The organism is Cellulosilyticum sp. ST5, assembly GCF_046529625.1.
Lineage (GTDB): Bacteria > Bacillota > Clostridia > Lachnospirales > Cellulosilyticaceae > Cellulosilyticum > Cellulosilyticum lentocellum.
Map to the genome: position 1 here is coordinate 4,735,801 of NZ_CP132338.1, position 25,879 is coordinate 4,761,679.

21 protein-coding genes, 2 tRNA genes and 1 pseudogene are annotated in these 25,879 nt (G+C 34.1%); 20 read left to right on the top strand and 4 right to left on the bottom strand.

What is annotated here, in order from left to right:
• Positions 1 to 302 precede the first annotated feature (302 nt).
• Positions 303 to 578 (top strand): cysteine-rich small domain-containing protein, encoded by a 276-nt coding sequence (locus QTL86_RS22635; protein ID WP_127067750.1) that lies wholly within the window; start codon positions 303 to 305, stop codon positions 576 to 578.
• A 58-nt stretch (positions 579 to 636) separates the two neighbouring features.
• Here the strand turns inward: QTL86_RS22635 and QTL86_RS22640 are convergent, their stop codons facing one another.
• Positions 637 to 1,155 (bottom strand): peptidylprolyl isomerase, encoded by a 519-nt coding sequence (locus QTL86_RS22640; RefSeq protein ID WP_334295405.1) that lies wholly within the window; start codon positions 1,153 to 1,155, stop codon positions 637 to 639.
• Positions 1,156 to 1,203: 48 nt separating this feature from the next.
• Positions 1,204 to 1,611 (bottom strand): annotated as a pseudogene (locus tag QTL86_RS22645) (copper amine oxidase N-terminal domain-containing protein); the annotation flags it as partial.
• 218 nt (positions 1,612 to 1,829) lie between these two features.
• Here QTL86_RS22645 and cobT point away from each other — a divergent pair.
• From cobT to QTL86_RS22670, 5 genes are all read left to right on the top strand, one after another.
• Positions 1,830 to 2,870, top strand: a complete 1,041-nt coding sequence (gene cobT / locus QTL86_RS22650) for a nicotinate-nucleotide--dimethylbenzimidazole phosphoribosyltransferase (protein ID WP_410496111.1) — start codon at positions 1,830 to 1,832, stop codon at positions 2,868 to 2,870.
• Between the two features lie 83 nt (positions 2,871 to 2,953).
• Positions 2,954 to 3,784: an AraC family transcriptional regulator gene (locus tag QTL86_RS22655; protein WP_127067747.1), complete on the top strand. Its 831-nt coding sequence runs from the start codon at positions 2,954 to 2,956 to the stop codon at positions 3,782 to 3,784.
• Positions 3,785 to 3,839: 55 nt separating this feature from the next.
• The gene (cobU, locus tag QTL86_RS22660) at positions 3,840 to 4,400 is read left to right on the top strand and encodes a bifunctional adenosylcobinamide kinase/adenosylcobinamide-phosphate guanylyltransferase (protein ID WP_127067746.1); all 561 of its coding nucleotides are present in this window, start codon (positions 3,840 to 3,842) and stop codon (positions 4,398 to 4,400) included.
• An 11-nt stretch (positions 4,401 to 4,411) separates the two neighbouring features.
• Positions 4,412 to 5,182, top strand: a complete 771-nt coding sequence (gene cobS / locus QTL86_RS22665) for an adenosylcobinamide-GDP ribazoletransferase (protein WP_127067745.1) — start codon at positions 4,412 to 4,414, stop codon at positions 5,180 to 5,182.
• 63 nt (positions 5,183 to 5,245) lie between these two features.
• Positions 5,246 to 5,602 carry a DUF6483 family protein gene (locus QTL86_RS22670; protein ID WP_127067744.1) on the top strand — a complete coding sequence of 119 codons (357 nt, stop codon included), beginning with the start codon at positions 5,246 to 5,248 and terminating at the stop codon, positions 5,600 to 5,602.
• Between the two features lie 82 nt (positions 5,603 to 5,684).
• On the opposite strand, the gene QTL86_RS22675 is transcribed toward QTL86_RS22670, so the two are convergent.
• Together QTL86_RS22675 and QTL86_RS22680 are read right to left on the bottom strand one after the other, a co-directional pair.
• Positions 5,685 to 7,895 (bottom strand): endo-1,4-beta-xylanase, encoded by a 2,211-nt coding sequence (locus QTL86_RS22675; RefSeq protein WP_410496112.1) that lies wholly within the window; start codon positions 7,893 to 7,895, stop codon positions 5,685 to 5,687.
• A gap of 170 nt (positions 7,896 to 8,065) precedes the next feature.
• On the bottom strand, positions 8,066 to 9,820 hold the full coding sequence (locus QTL86_RS22680; RefSeq protein WP_410496113.1) for a methyl-accepting chemotaxis protein: 1,755 nt from the start codon (positions 9,818 to 9,820) through the stop codon (positions 8,066 to 8,068).
• A 240-nt stretch (positions 9,821 to 10,060) separates the two neighbouring features.
• Here QTL86_RS22680 and QTL86_RS22685 point away from each other — a divergent pair, with 240 nt between their 5' ends.
• The 14 genes from QTL86_RS22685 to spoIIE all read left to right on the top strand — a co-directional run bounded on the left by QTL86_RS22685 (position 10,061) and on the right by spoIIE (position 25,779).
• Complete coding sequence (locus QTL86_RS22685) at positions 10,061 to 10,984, top strand: DMT family transporter (protein ID WP_410496114.1); 924 nt, start codon at positions 10,061 to 10,063, stop codon at positions 10,982 to 10,984.
• Positions 10,985 to 11,283: 299 nt separating this feature from the next.
• Positions 11,284 to 11,829 carry a QueT transporter family protein gene (locus tag QTL86_RS22690; protein ID WP_330547567.1) on the top strand — a complete coding sequence of 182 codons (546 nt, stop codon included), beginning with the start codon at positions 11,284 to 11,286 and terminating at the stop codon, positions 11,827 to 11,829.
• A 272-nt stretch (positions 11,830 to 12,101) separates the two neighbouring features.
• Positions 12,102 to 12,635, top strand: coding sequence for a ribosome hibernation-promoting factor, HPF/YfiA family (gene hpf / locus QTL86_RS22695; RefSeq protein ID WP_127067740.1), 534 nt, complete (start codon positions 12,102 to 12,104; stop codon positions 12,633 to 12,635).
• Positions 12,636 to 12,892: 257 nt separating this feature from the next.
• The gene (gene secA / locus QTL86_RS22700) at positions 12,893 to 15,469 is read left to right on the top strand and encodes a preprotein translocase subunit SecA (protein ID WP_127067739.1); all 2,577 of its coding nucleotides are present in this window, start codon (positions 12,893 to 12,895) and stop codon (positions 15,467 to 15,469) included.
• 334 nt (positions 15,470 to 15,803) lie between these two features.
• Positions 15,804 to 17,240: an ABC transporter substrate-binding protein gene (locus QTL86_RS22705; protein WP_127067738.1), complete on the top strand. Its 1,437-nt coding sequence runs from the start codon at positions 15,804 to 15,806 to the stop codon at positions 17,238 to 17,240.
• A gap of 101 nt (positions 17,241 to 17,341) precedes the next feature.
• A complete protein-coding gene (locus tag QTL86_RS22710) occupies positions 17,342 to 18,199 on the top strand; it encodes a carbohydrate ABC transporter permease (protein ID WP_127067737.1) in 858 nt (285 codons plus the stop codon).
• A gap of 1 nt (position 18,200) precedes the next feature.
• Positions 18,201 to 19,028, top strand: coding sequence for a carbohydrate ABC transporter permease (locus QTL86_RS22715; protein ID WP_127067736.1), 828 nt, complete (start codon positions 18,201 to 18,203; stop codon positions 19,026 to 19,028).
• A 26-nt stretch (positions 19,029 to 19,054) separates the two neighbouring features.
• Positions 19,055 to 19,699 (top strand): hypothetical protein, encoded by a 645-nt coding sequence (locus tag QTL86_RS22720; protein ID WP_410496116.1) that lies wholly within the window; start codon positions 19,055 to 19,057, stop codon positions 19,697 to 19,699.
• A 30-nt stretch (positions 19,700 to 19,729) separates the two neighbouring features.
• Positions 19,730 to 20,752: a glycoside hydrolase family 130 protein gene (locus QTL86_RS22725; protein WP_013658367.1), complete on the top strand. Its 1,023-nt coding sequence runs from the start codon at positions 19,730 to 19,732 to the stop codon at positions 20,750 to 20,752.
• Positions 20,753 to 21,161: 409 nt separating this feature from the next.
• Complete coding sequence (locus QTL86_RS22730; protein ID WP_127067735.1) at positions 21,162 to 21,521, top strand: hypothetical protein; 360 nt, start codon at positions 21,162 to 21,164, stop codon at positions 21,519 to 21,521.
• Between the two features lie 310 nt (positions 21,522 to 21,831).
• Positions 21,832 to 21,905: transfer RNA gene (locus QTL86_RS22735), tRNA-Met, on the top strand.
• Positions 21,906 to 21,909: 4 nt separating this feature from the next.
• A tRNA-Val gene (locus tag QTL86_RS22740) sits at positions 21,910 to 21,982 on the top strand.
• 255 nt (positions 21,983 to 22,237) lie between these two features.
• Entirely contained in the window at positions 22,238 to 23,239 is a 1,002-nt protein-coding gene (locus QTL86_RS22745) for an aromatic acid exporter family protein (RefSeq protein ID WP_410496117.1), read from the top strand.
• 182 nt (positions 23,240 to 23,421) lie between these two features.
• On the top strand, positions 23,422 to 25,779 hold the full coding sequence (gene spoIIE / locus QTL86_RS22750; RefSeq protein ID WP_410496118.1) for a stage II sporulation protein E: 2,358 nt from the start codon (positions 23,422 to 23,424) through the stop codon (positions 25,777 to 25,779).
• The last annotated feature ends 100 nt before the right edge of the window (positions 25,780 to 25,879 follow it).

The window sequence follows — 25,879 nt, forward strand, 5'->3', positions numbered from 1 at the left end:
GATGAACGGCAGAACTCACTTTGTTCAACAGCTGCCTAAAACCCATCTAAAACGTTCACTAAGTGCTTTTTAAAAATGCTCCCAAGTCACTACTCCAGGCACCCATACCCACTCATTTTCACAAACGTTGTTGTCCTCATAAACATCCATGACAATGGAACGGCGTGGAAGAGGGGCGTAACGACAATTGGTGATTTGCATACAGTTAAAAAACACATAGAACCAGGGGCAGGCGACCCAAATTTTGTTTGTATAGATGAATAGTTCTAAAAAGACATAAGTAATAAAGGAGAAAATAGTATATGGAAAACTATAAATTTATGCAAAATAAAGCATGTGAGTATTTCCCTTGTCATAAGCTTAAGAATGAGGAGGAATTTAACTGTTTATTTTGCTATTGTCCACTTTATACATTGAAGGATCAGTGTGGTGGTCATTATGTGTACTTAGAAAATGGGATTAAGAGTTGTCAGGCTTGTACGAAACCTCATGATAAGGATGCTTATGAGCATGTGATGAAAAAGATGAAGGATCTTATGGAAATGGGTAAGAGAACCCATAATGAGATAGGAAAATAGTAATATTTAGTACAACAGCCGATTGAAAAACTAAGAAGCTTCAATCGGCTGTTAAAATTTATTTGTCTTCAATTTTAATAGGTGCTGTAACCTTAAGAGCACCCAGGCTTACACGTATACTTTCAATGACAATATCTTTAAGAGGTTTATCTTGATTATTGGTATCTACCAGTTGAATTTTTTCAATCATATCAAGGCCAGAAATGACCTTTCCAAAAGCAGCATATTGGCCATCTAAATAGGTACCATCAGCAGACATAATGAAGAATTGGCTACCTGCTGAATCAGGATTCATTGCTCTTGCCATCGAAATGACACCTTTTGTATGAGAAAGGGTATTAGTAGTAAAACCATTAGAAGAAAACTCACCAGCAATACTATAACCAGGTCCACCAGTACCATTACCATTAGGATCTCCGCCTTGGATCATAAAATCTTCAATGACACGGTGGAAGATCAGTCCATCATAGAAGCCACTATTAGCTAAGGTAATAAAATTATTAACTGTATTAGGTGCTAAGTCAGGATAAAGCTCTAGAGTAACAGTACCATAACCTTTAATTTTTAAAGTGGCAATAGGTAAGGCGTTGTTATTCTCGGGCTGAGTAGTGATAGCTATTAGATTCTGCTGACTAATCCAGTTCACCTGACAATCTAAATTTTCACTAATAAAACGTAAAGGAACCATGGTAGTATTGTTAATTACTTTAGGTGCTGTTTGAAGCTTAGAAGTGACACCATTTACCTTAACAGTAGATTGACCCAGAGTAAGTATCATAGTGGCATTCGTTTTACTAATGATAATTTCTCCATTTACAGCATTATAATTGACTTTGGCACCGAGATTTTCACTAATAACACGAAGTGGTACTAGTGTTGTTCCGTTTTCTTGAATAGGAGAGGTGGTGCTTTGAAGCGGTTTACCATCTAAAGTAAGTTGAATATTTTTAGCAAAGCAAGGAATAGATAATAAAGTTAGTGTAAGCATGAGACTAAGAAATAACAGTGATTTTTTTAAATGAGTTATGTACATCTACAAAGATTCCTCCTTTTAAAGTGTAAGTACTTAATGAATTCATTATAGCATTATTTTCTAAGGCTTGACTACTTATGAAGTACAGCTTGATATCATTTGAAATACATATGGGACATAAATCTTTTATGCTATACTATATATCGAAGAGTGTAGAAATATTAATGAATTAAGTTAGAACTCTATAAAAGTAAAAAATAAAAGAAAGAGATAAGATTATGGCGTGTTTAGAAGAAACCTTAAAACAAATTCAACCTTTAAATAAAGATATAATGGATAAAGCACAGCAAAAGATAGACCTTTTAAGCAAACCTTTAGGAAGCCTAGGTTATCTGGAAAATTTATGTGTGCAGCTAGCTGGTATTTATGAAAGAGTAAGCTTTAATATGGAGAAAAAGACTGTAGTGGCTTTTGCAGGGGATCATGGCGTCTATGAAGAAGGCATAGCAGCAGACCCCCAGTGGATAACAAAAGCGCAGATTCCTAATTTTGCATCAGGCATTTGCGCAGTGGGGACTTTAGCAAAGTATATGAAGGCAAATGTCATTGCAGTAGATGTTGGGGTGAATTGTGAAGAAAAATTAGAAGGAGTATTAGATTATAAAATTAGAAAAGGCACCTCAAATATCCATAAAGGCCCTGCCATGAGTAGGGAAGAAGCGGTAAGGAGTATAGAAATAGGTATAGAGGTAGCAAAAAAGGCTATTGATGAAGGAAGTAGGGTATTAGCGATTGGAGAAATGGGTATTGCTAATACTACACCTTCGAGTGCCATTATTTCTGTATTTGCAAATTGTGATCCTAAAGAAGTGACAGGTAGAGGAGCAGGTTTAACACCAGAAAAAGTGGGACATAAAGCTAATATTATTAGAGAAGCGATTGCTCTTAATACCCCAGATCAAGAGGATGCTATAGATGTACTAATGAAGGTAGGAGGCTTTGAAATTGGTGCTATGGCAGGCGCTATTTTAGGTGCAGCAGCTTATAGAGTACCAGTTATTTTAGATGGTTTTATTTCTTATGCCGCAGCACTTTTGGCTAAAAAACTTCATGAAGAAGCAGCTTCATATATGATTGCCTCTCATTATTCAGCAGAACCAGGAACGGTAAAAGCACTGGAGCTATTAGGATTAAAAGCTATTCTACATTTAGATATGAGACTCGGAGAAGGTTCGGGGGGAATCTTACTTTTCCCTCTACTAGACACAGCTAATTATTTATATGAAAACATGGCAACAAGAGCAGCTAGTAAATGCTAAGGTCAAAATACCGTTATATTATGATACGACTTTATCGGGTTAGCAAGCACCAATGGTTATAAAATACTAATTGAGGTGAGGTTATGAATTGGATAGATACGTTAAACCACTTAATAGAATATTTGGAAGAACATCTAGATGAGAAAATAAGCCCAAGGCAGGTAGAATTAATAACTGGTTGCCAATATAATGTCTTCCAAAGGGCATTTTCTTATATTGCAGGAATCACCATTAATGAGTACCTTAGAAGAAGAAAATTGTCAGAGGCAGTATATGATCTGCAAGTGTCGAATGCTAAGGTAATAGATGTAGCAGTGAAATATGGCTATGAATCCTCAGATGCTTTCTGCGTTGCCTTTAAAAAGCAACATGGTATAACACCTATAGAGGCGAAGCAGCCTAATAGTATTCTTAAATCATATCCTCGTCTTGTGTTTAGTTTAAGTATAGCAGGAGGTAGTGCTATGAAATATCAAGTAGTTGAAAAGGGAGAAATGAAAGTGGTAGGGGTTTTAGGTGATGTTAACCAAGGCTTGTGGGGACAAGTAAAAAGTGATGGAACTTTAGAAGAACTAGAATCTTATGGTATGGACCATAGTTCATTGGGCTTATGTTGGGGATATGATGAGGATGGTAAAAACACTTATATGGTAGCAGTGCAGCCGCTAAAGAATATAGAGGTTAATCCAAGATATGAAACTTATGTGATTCCTGCAGCTTCATGGCTTATTTTTAAATCAGTAGGACCTCTATTTCCTACTCTGCAAGAGACATGGAAGCGTATTTATGGTGAATTTTTACCCTCTAATCAATACAAACAAAATCCTGATATCGTAACAGTGGAGAAGTATTATGGAAATGATACAGAGAAGGAAGATTATACGGTAGAAATATGGATTCCTATTATGCTTTAGTGATAGAATGACTAGAGATGATGGGAAAGAGATGCAGTTAGAAAGAGGTTAGAAAATGAGTAAAATAATTCTTGTAACAGGTGGTGCTAGGTCTGGGAAAAGTAGTTATGCAGAGGCACTTTGCAAAGCACAAAATAATCAAACGGCTTATATCGCAACAAGTATTCCTTTTGATGAAGAAATGAAAGAACGTGTAAGAAAGCATCAGGAAATGCGTCCTAGTGAGTGGACAACTTATGAAATATATGAAAATATAGCAGGACAAATAGAGGAGATTGCCAAGGAGCATCAAACGGTTATTTTAGATTGTGTGACGCTGATGGTGAATAACCTTATGTTTAAAGAAAACTTAGATTATGATAAGCTTTCAGAAGAAGAGGTAAATCAGTTAGAACAAATGATTAAGGAAGCGTTTATAAAGCTTCTAGAAGCAGTTAAAGAAACAGAGCTTTATTTTGTTTTAGTAACTAATGAAATAGGGTTATCTCCAGTAGCTGGTAATAGACTTACTAGAATCTACACAGATATTATTGGACGTATGAATCAGCTAATTGCAAAAGCAAGCGACGAAGTTTATTTTGTAATAAGTGGCATTCCTATGAAAATCAAAGGGTAATGGGAGAAAAAATGAAAAGATTAATAGGTATTATGCAGTTTATGACGAGGCTTCCTATACCGGTGGATACAGGGATAGATGAAGAGTTTCATAAAAGTATGATTTATTTTCCCGTAGTAGGCTTAGTTTTAGGTTTGTTCTATTATGCTATGGGAATAGTGAGCCAAGAGGTATTTAATACGTATATTGCAACTATCATCATTTTAATAGGTGAAGTCATCTTAACAGGGGGACTACATTTAGATGGATTAGGTGATACCTTTGATGGCCTTTATAGCTACAGAGACAAAGAACGTATGTTGGAGATTATGAAAGATTCAAGACTAGGAACCAATGCCCTTCTAGCCATTTTACTTGTTTTATTGCTTAAAGCAGGCTTTATATATACCTTGCTAGAACAAGGCCTGCTCTGGGTTATTTTACTCATGCCAGTTGTGGCTCGCAGCATGCAAGTAATAGCTTGTTATAAAACAAAGACTCCTAGAGAAAAAGGCATGGGTAATCTCTTTATCGGTAAAGTAAGTACACCATATTTAATAGGAACAATCCTCATTATGTTAGGCATTATAGGAATAGTAATATTTATAGTAGGGGAACTAACGCTGTCAAGCATCTTGATGCAGTTAGGAAGTGTGTTACTCCTTATAATAGCTGTTAGGTTATTTGTTCGCTCAATATACAAGAAGATTGATGGCATAACAGGTGACATTCTAGGCTGCATTTGCGAATTAGCAGAATTAGGTTATCTAGTCTTAATATATGTAACATATATCAGCTTTTAACTTGAAACAATAAAACAAGTAGTATAGAATGTTAGAAAAAATACTAAAGGAAGTGTTTAAACCGTGTTAAAAAACGATTATATTTTAACTCAAATAGAAGGTTTAGCAAGAGCGATAGCTAAGATATTTTTTAATAAAGAAACTGTTGTTTATGAAGCAGAAGAGGAAGAAACATTTACAGATGAACTCTATCTACACCTTAGGGAGATGATAGATAAGGGGGAGATTAATGAGGCTGAAAATATACTTTATGAACATATGAATACCGCTGATCTACGTTACTTAGAATTAATGGTGGATTTTTATAACCGATTGAACAAATTAGATGAAGCATTTTTAGAGGAACATGATTATGGGAAGGATGAAATCTTACAAGGTTTGAAAGATGTGGCTAGCCACTATGGTGTACCTCTTAATTAATAGAATAGCCGGCTGAACTAGTGATTAACACTAAGCCAGCCGGCTATTTTATTTTTAGTAGGAACGTGGCAAGGGGGACCTACTACTTTATAGTTATGCCGTCATAAACAATTTCTATAGCACCAGCCTTAAAATTGGTATAGCTTGACCAATCTTGTTGGTTAAAGCGAATATCAAATTTTAAGCCAGCCTCAGAAGGGGAGAGGGTGACGGCATCCTTAAAGCTAATTTCAAGATACCCATCATTAAAGGTTCCTTTAACGGAAGATGTATAATTCACATACCAAGGAGCTTTATTCAAGGTAATGCCAGCAGTATCACACCAGAAAGATTGAGGCGTATTACCATCTTTTGTATAGTAATAGCGAATCTTAAGTAATGATAAATCAAGAGGTGCAGTACCACTTGCTGTAACAGTATATTGTTGAGCAATAGAGCCACCGATTTGATTTTTAACGGTAACTACTGGAACAACTGTTTCACTAGGATCCACAGGGTCTACAGGGTCTACAGGGTCTACAGGGTCTACAGGGTCTACAGGGTCTACTGGGTCTACTGGGTCTACTGGGTCTACTGGGTCTACTGGGTCTACTGGGTCTACTGGGTCTACTGGGTCTACTGGGTCTACTGGGTCTACTGGATCCACAGGATCCACTGGTGTGGTATCACCTATAACACCCCAAAAAGCAGGTTTTGCTTTGAAGTTAGCATCGAATAAAAGTGGTGCTTGACTACTTCTCCAAGATTCGGAATCTATTGTACCCCAAACAACAGCGGCATTAATATCTATGCCTTCTTTCTTTAGCTTTTTAAGGACATCCATAAAGGCTTTATATCTTGTGCCTTGAGCTGTAAAGCCAGAGGTAGAAAGATCTGTTGTGGTAATGTCTAATTCAGTAACTTCTATTTTAACACCTAAAGAAGCATATTTTCTTACAGCTGCTTCAAATTCACTTACACTTGGACTATACATATTATTATGTTGTTGCATACCAATCACATCTAAGGTACCATTAGCAACTAGTTTTTTGCAGAGTTCATAAATATACTTACTTTTAGCAGATTCACACTCGTTATAGTCATTGTAAGCTAATAAAGTGCCGCTAGGCGCATATTGACGAGCATATTCAAAAGCTTTTGGAATAAAGTCTTCACCTATTACCTGCATCCATAAAGAAGTAGTGGTACTAGCTACAGTACCAGGATTTCTATAACCGTTAGAGGTACTTGGATCAATGGCTTCATTAACAACGTCCCAGCTATAGAATTCTACATCTGGATATTTAGCTTCTAATGTTTCAAATACAGTTTTAATATAGTTTTCCAATCTCTGAAGCATAACTTCTTTAGAAACTAAAGGGGCATTGCTATCAGTAGAGTAGTTCTCAGCAAAGAACCAACGAGGTGTTTGTGCATGCCAAACGAGAACGTGGCCACGCATTGGAATATGATTATCTCTTGCAAAGTTAAGAATAGGAGCAGCTTGAGTTAAGGAAATTTGAGGAGAAGTTTGATCTCCAGTTGCTTCCATATAAGCAACGGTTGCCCCACGGTCCAAAATGGCATCAGGTTTCATTTCATTGCCACAGGTTAAACTATTAAAATGCTTTAAGATTAAATCTTTATTAGATTGGCTTAAAGTATTAGCAGTAATAGCAGTACCGAATTTAAAATAGCTATCATAAGCTTCTTTAATAGAAGGAATGTCTGTTTCAATCTTAGCATCATCTAAGGCAAGGGTAGTAACATTGTCTATGTAGAAATCCATGGTACCGCCTTCAACATAGAGTTTAACAGCATCCATACCACCGGTGTAAGTATAGGTACCCTCTAATAATGTCCAGTTACCTTTTGTAGCACTTTTAGAAACAATATTCTTATAAGTTTCGCTGCTGCCTGTAGGTGTACAAGCTAGTGACAGTGTTAGGGTTTGGGTATTACTAGCAGTGCTATCATTGTACATAACCCAAGCTGAGAAGCGATAGGTTTTTCCTTCCTGAAGAAGATTAGTAATATTGCAAGAAGGTCCATTCCAACTACTTTTTCTACTAGTAACCTTTAAGCTTTGACTACCTTTGTAAGCTGCATCTGTAGCAATAGCAACTGTTTCACTGCCTCTAGGACCCCAACCTTCCTCATCTGTTTCAAAGTCGAAATTAAAAGAAGTGGCACTTAAGGTGGAAGCATAAATACTCATAGGATCAATGGTGGTATATAAGCTAAGAGGCATGGAACTAGTAGCAGTTAATAGAGCAGCAGTGAATAATCCCAGTTTTTTTGCTTTTTTATTCATATTTTTTCCTCCTATGTAATAAGTTGATGATTGTGATTTAATATTGCCATAAATTAAATGAATTTAAAGTACTCTACGACATAATGTAGGATTTTTTGTACTAAATGGTATGAGATAGATATATGGAGGAAAAGAAAAAAGCTGTTGCACTTAATGCAACAGCTTTTGGTTTAAAGTTTGAATCGTTCGATTAATTTATGTAGAGAATGAGAAAGTTCGGCTAGGGTCTTACTAGAATTAAGTAATTCTAGAATAGAAGCAGATTGTTCTTCTATACAGGCAGATGCTTCCTCAGTGGCAGCTGCATTAGATTGAGCTACCAAAGCTAGATCATGCATGGTTTCATAAAGTTCATTTTTCTTAGTAGTTAGTAGCTCGCTAGAATGATGTAGGAGTTCAGCCATTTTTGTAGATTCCTGAATGGCATTAGCGATTTCTTTATATTTAGTTTCTGTAGTGATAACACTTTCTGATTGAATAGCCAGGGTTTCTTTTACTTTGCTAGTAGTGGCTACAGCATTACTAGCATCAGCTTGAAGAGTGACTACCAAGGCATCAATCATTTTTGTAGAGGCAGCTGTTTGTTCTGCTAATTTACGAATTTCTTCAGCAACTACAGCAAAGCCGCGGCCGTGTTCACCAGCTCTGGCTGCTTCAATCGAAGCATTAAGGGCTAGTAAATTCGTCTGAGAAGAAATGCTGGTAATTAAATTACTAACTTCACCAATCTGAGAAGAGCTTTCGTTAGTTTTCATGATGCTAGCATATACATCGGAAACATGAGCATTACTTTCGTTAGTCTTAGCAGTCAGGGTTTCAATAATACTTAAGCCAGTATTAGTAAGGGCAGAAATCTTTTCAGAGAGTTCATTAAGAGCATCAACGCTGTGGCTATCTTGGTCTAATAAATCTCCTAAATCTTTGAGTTTATTTAAACCTTCAGTGGTGCTACTAGCTTGGTCTGAAGCACCTTGAGCAATTTCTGTAGTAGAACGTGCAATTTCATCAGTAGCAACAGAGGTTTCAGAAGAGTTGACACTAAGCTGAGTAGAAGAGTCAGCTACCATTTTAGAAACACCTTTAATTTCTTGAACCATATTTTTTAGGTTATCTTGAATATCTATTGTTGCTCGTGCTAAATCACCGACTTCATCTGGGCGTGTGATATATGTATCAGGTAAGCTTTCGCCAATTTCATAACTAGCAATTTTCTTAGCATGATTAATGACAACTTGAATAGGTTTTGTAATAGAGCTAGATAGAAGAATTGCAATAATAAGACCTAATAAACAGGTAAATATAATACCAATAGTAATGGATAAAGTAGAAGCTTGGATACTACTACTAATGGCAGCCAAAGAATCTTTAGTTGCAACACCTAGAAAAAGGATACCAATTATAGTACCATTAGAATCTTTTAGAGGTTCATAAATAGTAAAGTAATTCTCATCTAATATCTTTGCATAGCCGACATATTTTTCACCACTATTAACTGTATTATAAGCAGCGCTAGAAGTATCTAAATAGGTATTGATTGCTTTTTCACCTTGCTCATTTAATACATTGGTATTTACTCGCATGAAACCTTCACTGTTTTTGACAAATAAAGTAGCATATACATCTAAGTCTTCTCCTAAAGTGTCAATCATTTCATCTTCAGACGTAATAGGCTCACCAGAGGAAGTAACTAGAACATTATCCTTAAGAGCAATATCTCCATAAGCATTATATAAATAACGGTTTGCTACTTGAATATTAGTACTGAGTTGCTTATTAAGTAAAAGTTCCTGAAGGTCGGTAAGCGATTGTTTGGCACTAGAAGTAGAGAATATCCCCATGAGTACCATCGGAATTAAGCTAACTAGCACAAACATGAGCATAAGTTTGCGGCTTAGCTTTAACTGAGAAAGTTTAAAATGATTCATATTAATCACCCCTTTTAAAATATTATATCATAAAGTTAAGAAAAATTTAAAATAACATCAAAATAAGTGAGGGTTTTAGTGCGAATTGTATAAATGGTAAAAAAATATACGACATAATATGTAAAAAAACGACAATAATATGGCGAATGCACAAAAAATGAAAAATAAAACTTTTATAAATAAAGTAAATGAATTATATTATTTAAGTATATGTACATAAATAATGGAGGATGACAGGCGATGACTAATACAAAGAATATACCTAAAGGCATAGGAGATTTACTCCTTTTAATAACAGCAATTGTATGGGGTGGAGGGTTTATAGGTGTATCTAAATCGCTAGATACCTTATCACCTTTTTATATGATAGCGATTCGTTTTGCTATCGCAAGTGTTTTGATGATTATTTTATTTTGGAAGAAATTTAAAGCGATTAAAAAAGAGGACCTCTTACCTGGCTGTATGATTGGTACCTTTTTATTTTTAGGTTTTACCTTTCAAACAGTGGGAGCTCTTTATATTAGTGTAGGAAAATTATCCTTTTTAACTGCATTAAATGTTATTATTGTTCCTTTTCTTACTTTTGTTGTATTTAAACAACATATTAAAAAATACAACCTTATAGCAGGATTAATTGCTGTAGTTGGCTTTGGTTTTTTAAATTTAAATCAAGAAGCAGGTTTTAGCGTCGGTGGTGGAGAGCTTTTAGGCATTTTATGTGCCGTATTTTTCGCAGCTCACATTACTGTATTAGGTCAGTATGCAGATAAAATGGATGCCATTGTATTAGCTATTTTACAAATGATTACTTGCTGCGTTTTAGGCTTTATTTGTGCCTTATTATTTGAAGAGCCGCCTAAGGCTATTAGTATGGAAATGGCTATACCTGTTGTTTATTTAGGTGTATTTAGTAGCTTTTGTGCGTTTCTTTGCCAAACGATAGGGCAAAAATATACTTCAGCTTCAAGAGCAGCTATTATTTTATGTATGGAATCTGTATTTGGGACAGCATTATCTGTACTTATTTTAAAAGAAGCATTAACACTTCAAATGATTATAGGAGCCACTCTGATTTTGACTGCTGTAATAACAGCTGAGTATATGCATGTGAGAAGTGAAAAATCGGAAACAGCTAAAGAACAATTAATAATGAATAATGAATAAAGAACAGCAGTTATTCTTAGAGGGTGACTAGCTTGAAAAATGAAGAGGAAGAGAGTATAATAGTTAAGCTAGTAATAATATGCAGACAGTTCGAAAGCCTCCTGTCTTTAAACAAAACTACGGTAAATAATAAGATTAACAAACGGTGAGATAGAGTTTTCTTAAAGAAAGCTCTGTCTTTTGATGCACCGCTTGCAATACATTTATCGTAGGAACCTATTCCTACGATTTTTTATTTGTAAGAATAATCTATTAATCATTTACCTCGGCTAAATTTATTTTAAAAAGGGGAAATCAAAATGATGAAAACAAAGATTACTACCAAACAGCTTGTGCAAATAGCTTTAGTAGCAGCTATTTATGCCGCATTAACAGGATTATTTATGACTATTAGCTTTACACCACTTCAGCTACGTTTATCAGAGATTATGGTATTTTTAGCTTATTTCAATCCGCTTGCTACAATTGGTTTAACTTTAGGATGCTTTTTAGCTAACCTTTTATTTTCACCAACACCTGTGCTGGATTGTATCTTTGGTACTTTAGCAACTTTAATAAGCGTAGGTGCTATCAGCTACACAGCTAAAATCTTCAAGGGTAGTAAGAAAGGTATTTGGGTTGCTTCTATGTGGCCAGTAGTATTTAATGCCATTATTGTAGGTGCAATGCTTTACTTCGCAGGCTTTAGTCTGCCAAGTGAACACGGGGCAGTAGTAGCGTTAATCTCATCCATGGCAAGTGTAGGCTTTGGTGAATTTATAGTCGTTATGGTAATGGGTATTCCTGTCACACTACTAGTTATGAATAAATATAAAAAAGCGATTAGCCAATTTTTACAAGCATAAGAAGGTGTAATACACACCATCTTGATAAATCAGATTGAAAAGGCGACGATTTTAATCTAGAAAATCATCGCCTTTTATTTTTACAAAGTTTAATAACAAATAATTATATAGCATCTCATTTTAATTCATACTAAATTTATATTGGAATTTTAAACTAAATTTAAAAATATACTATAAAAAAGAGGAAAAGCGCATTATGTGTAGAATAATTATAGTATAACCCTATGATATTAAAGACAGAGACTTCATAGAGTTGAAAGGAGAGATGCAATATGAAATACAACATTAGTGGAAAAAACATCGAACTAACAGCAGCACTAGAAAATGCAGTGGAGGAGAAAATCGTTAAATTAGATAAATATTTTAATGATAGTGTTATGGCCCAAATTACACTTAGTGTAGAAAAATTAAGCCATATTATTGAGATTACTATTCCTTTTAACGGCTCAGTATTAAGAGCAGAAGTTGAAGGCAAGAATATGTACAATATTATGGATGATGCCGTAGCAGTAATAGAAAAACAAATTAATAAGTATAAGAATAGATTAAGAGATAAACATAGAAATACAGTTAGTGAGTTCACACCAAGCTTCTTAGAAGAAGATGCTAGTGATGAAGTAGCACTCAAAATTGAAAAAACAAAGAAATTTGCTATTAAGCCTATGAGTGCAGAGGAAGCAGTACTTCAAATGGAATTAGTTGGACATAATTTCTTTGTATACTTAGATGGTGAGACAGAAGAAGTTAATGTAGTTTACAAGAGAAAAAATGGCACATATGGTCTTATCGAACCTGTATTAGAATAAAAATGATAGCTAAGGGGTGTAAGAGCTAAAGCTTGCTCTTACACCCCTTTTTGCATGCAAGTTAGATAATATAAACACTTTAAACGTAAAACTTGAAAAGAAGTAGGTTTAAAGCTAATATAATGGGTATAATTGGATTAAGCACCTAGTTGTAATGCAATTTAATATTTGTTATACTTAAGGCTGATGTTTGAATAGAAAGAAAAAGACGGATAGAAATACTTAACATACATATAAAGATAAAGAGGGTGAATAGTTTGAAGATAATAGATAAAATTTTTGGGACTCACTCCCAAAGAGAGCTTAAAAGAATTGAACCTATCGTTGCGAAAGTAGAATCGTATGATGAAGCTATGCAAAAGCTTTCAGATGATGAATTAAAGCACAAGACTGTAGAGTTTAAAGAGCGTTTAGAAAAAGGTGAAACCTTAGATGACATTTTACCAGAAGCTTATGCTGTATGTAGAGAAGCTAGCTGGCGTGTACTTGGTAAAAAGCACTTCCGTGTACAAATCATGGGTGGTATTATCCTTCACAATGGGCGTATAGCAGAGATGAGAACTGGTGAAGGTAAGACTTTAGTAGGTATGCTTCCTGCTTATTTAAATGCACTTGAAGGTAAAGGGGTACACGTTGTTACTGTTAACGATTACTTAGCGCAACGTGACTCACAGGAAATTGGACAAGTGCATAATTTCTTAGGACTTTCAGTAGGATGTATCCTTAGTGATATGAAAAATGATGCTAGGCGTGAAGCTTATAACAATGATATTACTTATGGAACTAATAATGAGTTTGGTTTCGATTATCTACGTGATAATATGGTTATTTATGCAGAGGAAATGGTACAGAGAGACCTTAACTTTGCGGTAATCGATGAGGTTGACTCTGTTCTTATCGATGAAGCTAGAACACCACTTATTATTTCAGGACAAGGTTCTAAATCTACTAAGCTTTACACATCAGCTGACGTATTTGTACGTCGTTTAACAAAAGGGCGTCTCTTAGGAGAAGAATCTGCTATGAGTAATCTTATGAGAGAAGAGATTGAAGAAGAAGGGGATTTCGTTGTAGATGAGAAACAAAAGACGGTAACCCTTACTCAAGATGGTATAAAAAAAGCAGAACAGTATTTTGGACTTGACAACCTAGCAGATCCAGAGAATATGGAAATTCAACATCACATCAATATTGCCCTCAAAGCTCACAACTTAATGCATAGAGAAAAAGACTATATCATTAACGAAAAAGGTGAAATTATTATCGTTGATGAATTTACAGGACGTTTAATGGATGGACGTCGTTACTCAGATGGTCTTCACCAAGCTATCGAAGCAAAAGAAGGGGTTGAAGTTAGAAAAGAAAGTCAAACACTTGCTACCATTACTTTCCAAAACTACTTCAATAAATACGCTAAGAAATCAGGTATGACAGGTACAGCTCTTACAGAAGAAGCTGAGTTTAGAGATATTTATGGTATGGACGTTATTGTTATTCCAACTAATATGCCTGTCTTACGTAAAGATCATCCAGATATCGTATTTAAGAAAGAGGATGCTAAGTTTAAAGCTGTTATTGAAGACATTAAAGCATCTCATGCTAAGGGGCAACCAGTACTTGTTGGTACAGTAACAATTGATACTTCAGAACTTCTAAGTAAATTACTTAAACGCGAAGGGGTACCACATCAAGTACTTAATGCGAAGTACCATGCAAAAGAAGCTGAAATCATTGCTTTAGCAGGTAAAAAAGGTGCTGTTACCATTGCTACAAACATGGCTGGTCGTGGTACAGATATTCAGCTTGAAGAAGGTGTACAAGCATTAGGCGGTCTTAAAATTATTGGTACAGAACGTCATGAATCAAGACGTATTGATAATCAGCTCCGTGGACGTTCAGGACGTCAGGGTGACCCAGGTGAATCTAGATTCTACCTTGCACTTGAAGATGATTTAATGAGATTATTTACACCAGAATCAACACTCAAAATGTTTGATGCACTTGGTCTTCCAGATGATGAGCCAATTGAACACAAAATTCTTTCTTCTGCTATTGAGCGTGCTCAAAAGAAAGTTGAAGGAAATAACTTTGGTGTACGTAAGCATTTATTAGAATATGATAAAATCATGAATGAACAAAGAGAAATCATTTATGGTGAACGTTATAAAGTACTCAAAAATGAAAACTTACGTGATAACATTGTAACCATGGCTAAAGATGTTATTAGCACAATTGTAGACAACGCAACTCATGGTATTGAATATGCAGAAGAATGGAATCTTCCAGCTATGCTTGAGCATTTACGCAGTGTTATACCAGTAGAAAATGTGAATTATACTAAAGAAGAACAACAAGGTCTTACTGCGCTTGCGTTAAAAGAAAGATTATATGAAGAAGCAGAAAGATTATATAATGCTAAAGAAGAAGAAATAGGCGAACAATTAAGAGAAATTGAACGTGTTATTTTACTTAAAGTAATCGATCAAAAATGGATGGATCATTTAGACAATATGGATCAAATGAAACAAGGTGTTAACCTTCAAGCATATGGTCAGAGAGATCCAATTGTAGAATATCGCTTCCAAAGCTTTGATATTTTCGAGGAAATGACAGAAAATATTAAATTAGAGACAGTAAGAGCACTATATCACGTAAGAATTAGAGAAAACGTAGAGATTAAGCGTGAGCGTGTGGCAGAACCAGTAGCTGTTAATCACCAAGATGATAGCTTAGGTGCAAAACCTATAGTTAAAAAAGAAAAAGTTGGAAGAAATGATCTTTGCCCATGTGGTAGTGGTAAAAAATATAAAGCTTGTTGCGGTAAAAACGAATAAAGTAAAATAAGGATAGCTCCTAGGAGCTATCCTTATTTTTTACTATTTTTACTTTATTATGTCGTATCAAGTATAGTTTTAAATTAAAATAAGCTAAAAAATATAGATTTAGTTTTATTAATGTAAAAGTATAAGCTAAAATTCAGTAAATACAATTTTGGGGTGGTTAAAATAGACAAAAAAATAAACGAACTAATATAAAAAATTAATATTTAATATAAAAAAATCAATATAGTGATATAAATTGCAAGAAAAGGTGATGACTAAATAAACAAAGTGATTTAAAATAATATTAAGTTAAAAAAATTAAAAAATTAACTTCAGGAGGGAAATTATGAAAAAGAAATTATTTACCTTATTGTTAACGACAGCTATGGCATCATCTTTACTTGCAGGTTGTGGTGGCAACCAAACAAAAACTGACGAACCAGCAGCATCACCTTCCGCAGCTCCAAGCGCATCAGCTGAAGCAGAAAAAGATACCTCTTCTCTTGCAGGAACAACTATCAGTGTTTATACTCACGGGGGAAATAGAGTTCTAGGAGAAGAAAAGAAAGATGATGCAGGTAATACTTACCGTGATGAATCTACAGCTATCTTAAAACATTTAGCTGAGAAATTCACACAAGAAACAGGTATTAATGTTGAATTAAATGTAATTACTAATGAAAGTGAAATTGAGCCTTTATTTAAAGTTGAAGATGACAGTGTTGATGTTTTCACAGCTCCTAACTGGAGTTTAGAGCAATGGGCTGCTTACACAGAACCATATTGCACAGTTGAAGAAGCAGTAGAGTTATATGGTGACTATGCATATGCAATGCCTAATGATGAGAAAAACATCTTTAGTATCATGCCAGGTAAAGCATATAACCAAGCTGTAGTATATAATGAAGAAGTATTAAAATCAGTAGGTTATGATGCTATTCCAGCAACACAAGCTGAATTTGAAGAAATGTGCGAAAAAATTCGTGCAGCAGGCATCACACCAATTTCTATACATAGAGTTGAAAACTGGCCTTTAGCTACTCTTAATGACTTTGCAGCTTATGTATCTGGTGTTCCAAATGCATTCGAATCAATGTTAAAGAGTGATACACCATTTAGTGAAACAGAACCAGTTGGAAAAACAATTAAAATGTATACAGAGTGGAAAGCAAAAGGTTTCTTTGAACCAGAAGTTTATACAGACTTTGGTGTTGCAATGGACTCTGTAGCTTATGGTAAAGCAGCTATGATGTTATTCGGTTCTTGGGTAGTACCTCAAATTCAAGGTCGTGTACCAGCAGGAACAGATCCTTCTATCATTAAATTCGCACCAGCTCCTGACTTTGGAAGTGGTCGTTATGTATTAGCAGCACCAGCAGATAACTGGGCTATCAGCAAATTCTCTAAAAACAAAGAAGCAGCAAGAGCATTTATTGAGTATGTATCTGAAGATGCACAATTTATAGCAGACAGTGGATACATTGCAAACAAAAAAGGTGTTACTCCTGTAGTACCAGAACTTTATAGCATTATCGATCAAATGGTAGAATCTGGTGAAGCTATAGCAATGATGCAACCAGCACAAACTCAAAACACAATCAATAACCAAAATGTATTAACAGAAGCAAACTTATGGGCAGATTACAAATATGCAGGTTTATTATTTGATGCATTAGACGTAACAAAACCAGATGATTGGACAGCATACAACAAACAAGTAGAAGCACAAAATAAAGCTTATGTTGAATATAGAGATGAATTAGGAGTATCTTGGCAAGAATAGAAATTCTTAGTTGACTGCATAAGTTAAGTAACATTAAAGAGGAGGGAGGATGCCTCCCCCCTCTTTAATGTTATATATTTTTAGCAGGGAAGGAGCCAAAAATGAGACAGGATAAGAATAGCAGAATCATTATATTTACATTTTTAATTATACCCGTTATCCACCTCTTGATTTTTTCGTATATTCCAATATTCACCAATTTCTACTGGAGTCTTACGAACTATAAGGGTGTAGGTACCCCTAAATTTATCGGGCTAAAAAACTACCAACGTATTTTTACAGATCCACAATATCTTAAAGTATTCAAAAATTGTCTTTGGTACATGGTTGTAGCTATACCACAACTGATTTTTGCATTCGGTTTGGCGATTGTAGTAAACGGAAAATTCCGTGGACTTAATGTATTTAAATCTATTTTAATTATTCCTTATTTACTTAATGGTGTTATTGTATCTACGATTTTTATTATCTTCTTTAATAACTCAGGTACGTTAAATACATTATTAGGTTATTTAGGAATAGATGGACCACAATGGTTACAGAATTTAAAATTAGTTAATCCATCTATAGCTTCTATTAGTATTTGGCGTTATTATGGTATGAACTTTATTATGTTCTTTGGCGCTTTGCAGACTATACCATCTGAATTATATGAAGCAGCAGCAGTAGATGGTTGTACAAAATGGCAAGAAATTAAATATATATCTATTCCATTTATTAAAAATGTATTATTTATCAATATTTTATTGAGCATTTCTGGCTCTATTCAAGTATTTGAAATACCTTATATTATGATGAATGGTTCTAATGGAACAGTTACACCTGTTATTCAAATCCAACAGAGTGCATTCTCAGATAGTCGTTTAGGATTTGCAGCAGCTTTATCTGTTGTTGTATTCTTTGTTGTAGTACTGGCAGTACTATTACAAAATATAGTAACTAAGAGAGGAGAGGAATAGAATGATACAAGAAAGTAAAGGATTTAAAGTATTCCGTTATCTGTTTTTAATATTGTCAGCATGTTTTGTTATTATTCCAATCATTCCACTCATCTTTATGGCCTTTAAAACTGGTACCGAATATGCAACGACAAGTGTACTTCAAGGACCTGTAAATTGGTTTAATAGTTATAACTTTAAATATGCCATAAAAGTAGGTAATCTTGGAAAAGCACTTGTTAATACCGCTATTATTTTAGGCGTTTCATTAACTATTCAAATCATGTTTACAACTATGGTCTCTTATGTGCTCCATCGTTTTGAATTTAAATTGAAGAAATTAATCATGGCGCTATTTACCATGACTATGTTCATTCCTCTTGTAACAACGCAAACAGTAGTGTTTCAAATTATGTATAAGCTTAAATTAGTAAATAAAATGCCTAGTGTTATTATTTTATATTCTGGTGTAGGTATTATAGGTATTTATATTATGTTTAATTTACTTGATTCTTTATCAAGTGAATTAGATGAAGCAGCTTTAATTGATGGAGCAAATTATTTTACAATTTATGGAAAGATTATTCTTCCGCTTCTAAAGCCAGCTTGTACAACGCTTTTAATCTTGAATGGAATTGGATATTATAATGATTTCTACGTTCCAAATCTTTATTTAAGAAAAGATGTACAGACCTTTACCGTAGCACTTTATAAATTCTTTGGTAATACGGCAACACCGTTTGAAATTGTAGCAGCGGCGATTCTCATTGGTATTATTCCAATAGGTATTGCATATATTTTCTTACAAAAATATATTTTCTATGGATTGGCAGGTGCAGTGAAGTCATGATGAAGGAATCTCTTCTTTATAAGGTAATGTCCGCAATACATGTCATTTTATTCGTAAGTGTTTTATGTTTTGGCATTACGCTTTTATCAGGGACTTTACTTATGATTCCATCTATTGCAGCAGCATTTGTTACTGGGAGAATGATTATTTACAACGAATTTGATATTAATGACAGTATTATTAAAAGTTTTTTTAGAGAATTCAAAAAAGCCTTATGTTTACTTCGCTTTATTCCTGTTAATTTAATTTTGCTATTTAATATTGTAGGAATAATGGTTGCAGTAAAATTAGAGATGACTATGTATGCGGTACTTTGCTTAGTTATAATAGCTCTTTTACTTACTATGATCTTTTATATTGCAGGGTTTTATGTGTTTATAGCTAATAAAATGACATTGGTAGAAGTTGCGTTTTGTATGTTTTATAAGCCAACTTTATTAATCCCGTTATTTAGTGCAATGGTTATTTTTACTTTCTTTTTTCAAGGACTTATTGTAAAAATTTTACTCGCTTCAGGTTTTATATTCTTATTTATTATAGAACTCGTAGTGTTTTTGCATATGCTTTATTACAAGCAATTAAATGGAATAGAAGAAGAAGGAGAATATGCTCAGTTAGTAAAATACGCAATGGGAAAATGTGCTAATTTAGAAATAACACAGAAAAAGTAGGATGAAAATTGACTGAGAGGTAAATTAAAAATGAGTGAATTAAAAATGTTATCACCAGAAGTGAAAAATGTACCTTGGCAAGAAAAGCCAGAAGGGATAGTAGGAGCTCCTATATGGAGATATACAGAAAATCCTATTATCGGAAGAAATCCAGTAAAGGGTGTAGCTAGAATATTTAATAGCGCAGTAATGCCCTATGAAGATGAATTTATTGGTGTATTTCGTGGAGAACAAACCAATGGCATTCCTTATATTTATATGGGAAGAAGTAAAGATGGAATTAAGTGGGATTTTGATGAAAACAAAATACCTTTTATAGATGAAGATGGCAATCCTTTTATGCCAATCTACGCATATGATCCACGTTTAGTCAAAGTTGAAGATACTTACTATATTATTTGGTGTCAAGACTTTTATGGTGCAGCCATTGGAATGGCAAAAACAACAGATTTTAAAACCTTTGTAAGAGTAGAAAATCCATTCTTACCATTTAATCGAAATGCTGTATTATTCCCTAGAAAAATTAATGGCAATTTCATGATGCTATCTAGACCAAGCGATAGTGGACATACACCTTTCGGTGATATATTCTTAAGTGAAAGCCCTGATCTTGTTTACTGGGGAAAACATAGACACGTTATGGGTAAAGGAAAACAATGGTGGGAGTCACTGAAAATTGGTGGTGGTGCAGCTCCTATTGAAACGACTGAAGGATGGCTTTTATTCTATCATGGTGTTTCAGGAACCTGTAATGGCTATGTCTACAGTATAGGTGGTGCTATTTTAGATATAGATAATCCTTCTATTGTAAAATATAGATGTGAAACTTTCCTTCTAACACCAGAAGAATGGTTTGAGGAACGTGGTTTTGTGCCAAATGTTACTTTCCCATGTGCAACAGTTCATGACTCAGCTACTGGAAAAATAGCTATTTATTATGGTGCAGCAGACAGCTATGTAGGGCTTGCTTTTACAAAGCTTGAAGAAATTGTTGATTATATTAAAGAACATAGTGTATTAACTGAAGAAGATAAAGAGATTGGAAAGCGTTAATAGCAATAAATAATAGTATTTTCATTATAGAGAAGCATAAAAGATAACCTTGTGATTAAATGTGAGATACACTGAAGGTTGCTTTTATGCTTTTTTGTTTTTGAAAATCAAAAGAGATATATATTATTAGGCATAAATGAGATAGTACTAGAATAAACTAATCAAGTGGGGAGAAAAAGGCTTGGGTTTAGTTTTAAGAAGTGAAGTATCTTGAAAAATGAAATTGTACAATATACACCTAGAAACAACGAAATATAAAATATATTTGTGAAAAATAAATAACTATAAAAAATAAAAATGTTAACTAAGTAGAAAAAATAAATAAAACTTTTAAAATTTTAACTCATATAGTATAATATATGTATAAAAGATATTATACACCTGCATATTAATTAAGGGGGGTGGGATTATGTATAATATGATTAAAGAAAGGTTTACTAGGAAATTTCCATCAGCAGAAAACTTACTTAATGAAGAAGACCTATTTATAGGTAACAAGAAAACAATTCCTGCTAGAGAATGGCTGCTTAAGGTGGTCATGCAAGAAAATGAAGATGGGCCCTATGTAGAATATTATGCAATCCATGGGACAGGGGGGCATTTACATGAGCGCATTTACAGTAATGGGAAAGAAGAACAGCTAGAAGTACTTAGGCAGTATATAGCTTATTCACCGAATATACCAGGAGATCGTGAAAGAAGCGCAAAGGATTGTGAAAATTTCAACAGACAATTGATGTGTGAACTTAGAAAGCAAGGACTCATGTAATTAAAAATAAGTATAAAATCCACTCTTAATAGAGTGGATTTTATTGGTTAATAAGATCTTTGCTAAAGCCAAACAACATAGTCCGTGTGGTTAATAACCACCTATAAGGTGAGGTATCGCTAAAGCACTATAAAATAAAGAGGTTTGCTTCATTTTATAATAGTAGTATAAGTAAATCTTCTGTAAACCATACTAGGAAAATAATACTGAATAAAATCTTAATAAAAAAACATAAAAAATGAAAAAAACACTTGCATTATGACAAGTAATAGGATATACTACAAAAGTGCTTGAGGCACAGAAAAAATATGGCGGAATAGCTCAGTTGGCTAGAGCACACGGTTCATACCCGTGGTGTCATGGGTTCAAATCCCTTTTCCGCTACTATGGTCGCTTAGCTCAGCTGGGAGAGCACCTGCCTTACAAGCAGGGGGTCATAGGTTCGAGCCCTATAGCGACCATTTCTTAAAAGAAGAGCTATAAAACTTTAAAGTTTTATAGCTCTTCTTTTTTTGCTGCTTGTAAAGTAAAATAGAGGTAGAGATATATGAAGAATGAAGAGAGATGTATGAACGCTTACCTTATACATTGATACCTTTTATTATATGCTAAGCATATTGGAATAGGCATAATTTAATCTATATCTATAGTAGTATAGCTTATAAATTGTAGTGTAAGTTAAATGTGAAGTGAATAAAAATGAGGAGGGAAAGGAAATGAAAAGAATCGTTGGAGTAAGAACGATTAAAACAGGTTTAGGTGCCAGTATTGCTATGGTTATAGCAGACCTTATAGGACTTAAATATATGGCTTCAGCAGGTATTATTACCATTTTAAGTATACAGAGTACTAAGAAAGAATCTATGCAAATAGCAGTTAGAAGATTTATTGCTACTTGCGTAGCTTTATTGATAGGAAGTATTTTATTTCAGATTTTAGGTTTCAGACCTTATGTATTTGGATTATATCTAGTGTTCTTTATTCCTATAGCTGCTAGATTTAAGATGACAGAAGGAATTGTACCAGCCTCTGTTTTAGTAACGCATTTATTAGGGGAACAAAGTACAAGTATCAGTTTAATAGGCAATGAACTTTTATTAATGATTGTTGGTGCGGGAGTTGCTTTAGTGCTTAATTTATATATGCCTAGTATAGAAACCGAACTTTTAAAGGATAAACGTGCGATTGAGGAAGAGATGTATCAACTTTTTACATATATGGCTGATACCTTAGAGGAGAAAGCTACTACTATAGAAACAGATAAAATACTTGAACAGCTACAAATGCATCTTTCCAATGGAGAAAAGAGGGCACATCGTAATGCCAATAATTATTTTTTTAATTTTGATTCGCCATATGAGAAATATTTCAACATGCGAAGTAGTCAGTTTCAGGTACTTCAATATATGTTAAGACACTTTACACATTTATTTATGAATGTAGAGCAAGGCTATGAGGTAGCAGCTTTTACAAGACGAGTAGCAGATTCTGTTAAAGGAAAGATTGTGGTAGAAGTGCTATTAGATGAATTAGACGCTTTAAAAGAAGGTTTCAAGCAAAGCGTACTTCCTAGTTCAAGAGAAGAGTTTGAAAATAGAGCCATGCTTTATCAATTTTTAAATGATATGGAACACTTTTTAGATATTAAAAAAGCTTTCAAGGATAAATTAAACGATAAAGAAAGAAAAGAATATAATAGTTACTACGATTTAACTTAAGCATTCGACAAGATAAAAAGCAGTATCAAGTGGAGAAAAGCTTTTCCTGGGAAATACTCACCCTTTCGTTTGTAAATCAATAAAATATGTCGCAAAATTTTATGTGTTGCTTACCAAATATTTACAAAAATCTAATCCTACTGTTTGTATAATTAATATTGCTGCAGGAGGGAGAGATTAAGTTGATTAATACAGAAGAGAAAAAAAAGATAGCAGTAAGTGAATTATTAAAAGGGATTAATTGGATGACAGTAATGCTATGTTGCATGGCATTTTTTATGGGGAGAATCCAGTTGTTTGGTGGCTTTTATACCTTGGGCATTGCTTATGTTGGAGCAATGTATCTGAACAAGCAAACGAGAAGATGGGGAGCTGTATTAGGTATTCTGGGGTTATTATCAGTTGGGAAATTAGATACCATCTTAGTTAGGTATATTCTTATTCTTTTACTTTTAATGGGCTTTCGCATGGGAATGCAGTTTTTTGGTAGTGAGTGTAATACAAAGAATCAAACTGTTTTAACGGGATTAAGTACATTTATTATTTCCTTGATGTCACTTCTTATAGGACAAGCTACGATCTATAGCATGGCAGTATGTTTACTAGAGACAGCAGTGGCTATGGGATTGGTAACTATATTAGCTTATAGTATCCAAGTCTTAGATAAGAAAAGGACAACTCCTTTAACTCAAAACGAAATGGCTAGTATGAGTTTCCTAATAGCGGGGCTCTTAGGGGGGATGATGGATTTTTATATGATAGTACCCTTTTTTGAGAGAGTTTACTTCAAGGATGTTTTTATATTTATTTTAATTCTTTCTGTAATTTTCCTAGGGGGAATGAGCAGTGGGATTATTATGACTTTAATCATTAGTACCGTCTTAGTAGTTATTGGTTATATGCCTACACAGTTTGTAGCGATTTACTTATTTGCAGCACTCATTGGCGGCTTATTTTATTTTTTGGATCGAGTAGGGATTGTTTTTGCTGCAGGTTTAGGTTTGCTTTTAGGCTTTGCTTTATTTAATCAAAGGGTGATTGACTTACCTATTGTAGGGGCTTATGTGGGAGCAGTGGTGATGAGTTTGTGCATTCCTAGAAATTATTTTGGACTAGGAGACTGGTTTGGCTATGGTATAGATGTGGATGAGGAAAAGCACCTGATACATGTTCAAACCATTATTACTGAGAGGTTGAATCATTTCTCAAAAGCCTTTAATGACTTAAGTAAGACTTTTGAGCGTATATCGGATAAAGAAGTTCATTTTGGACAAGCTGATATTCAAAATATGATAGAAGATACAGGAGAATGTATTTGTCAAAAATGCTCTATGAACCATTTTTGCTGGCAGGATTATATTAAAGATACCTATGCTTCTAGCTATGATATGTTAGATACCATAGAGAAAAAAGGCTGTATTACAGTAGCAGATATCCCTGTAAAATTTAAAAATGCCTGTATTAACGCAGAAAGCTTTGCCTTTACTTTAGGCTTTAAAATGGACCTACTTAAATTGAAACGCCAATGGCAAAAGCGTTTTGTGGAAACTAGGGGGCTTATTAGTCAGCAGTTTGAAGCCGTTTCTGAAAGTATTGAAAAACTCTCTTCTAATATTCAAAGTGAGTTTTACTTTAATAAAGAAGATGAACGAAATATTAGGGAGCATTTACATATGAAGGGCATTCGAACCAAAGATATCATGGTACTAGAAAATAATGGCCGTAAAGAAGAGATTCATATTTATGTCCATTATAAAGGAGAAATGGATCTTAAGGAACGATTAATACAAGGGATTCAAGAAGCTTTAGACTTAAAAGTGGATGTCATTAAATATGAGTATCATATAGAAGAGAAATATTGTTATTTTAAATTAGGTATTAGAAAGCAGTTTAACATTACAGCAGGTGCTGCAGTAGCAGCTAAAGGAGACATATCAGGGGATGTGTATAGCTTTATGGAGCTTACAAGTGGCAAATACCTTTTAGCCCTAGCTGATGGTATGGGCAGTGGTAAACTTGCTAATGAAGAAAGTACAGCTACCATCGAGCTGTTAGAAAGCTTTATGGAGTCAGGCTTTAAAAATGAAGTTGCCGTTAAAATGATTAACTCAGCCCTAGTATTAAAATCAGATATAGATAACTTCTCTACCATGGATATTACCTTGGTAGATGAATATACAGGCATTGCTGAATTCCTAAAACTAGGAGCATCTACGAGCTTCTTAGTACGAGATGAAGAAGTAACCACCATTAAAGCAAGTAGTTTACCTATTGGCATTTTGGACCGCGTTGATATTGTAAGCTGTAAGAAGCAGCTTAAAGATGGTGACATGGTGATCATGGTGACAGATGGTATTTTAGAAAGTAAAAATGACTTCCTTAATAAAGAAGAAACCTTTAAACACTTTATAAGAGAAGCAAAAAGTAATAATCCTCAATATTTAGCAAGTTATTTGCTAGAGAAGACAAGGAATCTTCTAGCTGGGGAAGAAAATGATGATATGACTATTATTGTAGCGAGAGTTTGGAAACAATGTTAATAAAAAGCCGTTATAAGAGGAAGAGATAAAGTTCCTTTTATAACGGCTTTTATATTGAAAATTTTTCTGGAAATATATATTGAGAATTGAAATAAGTATA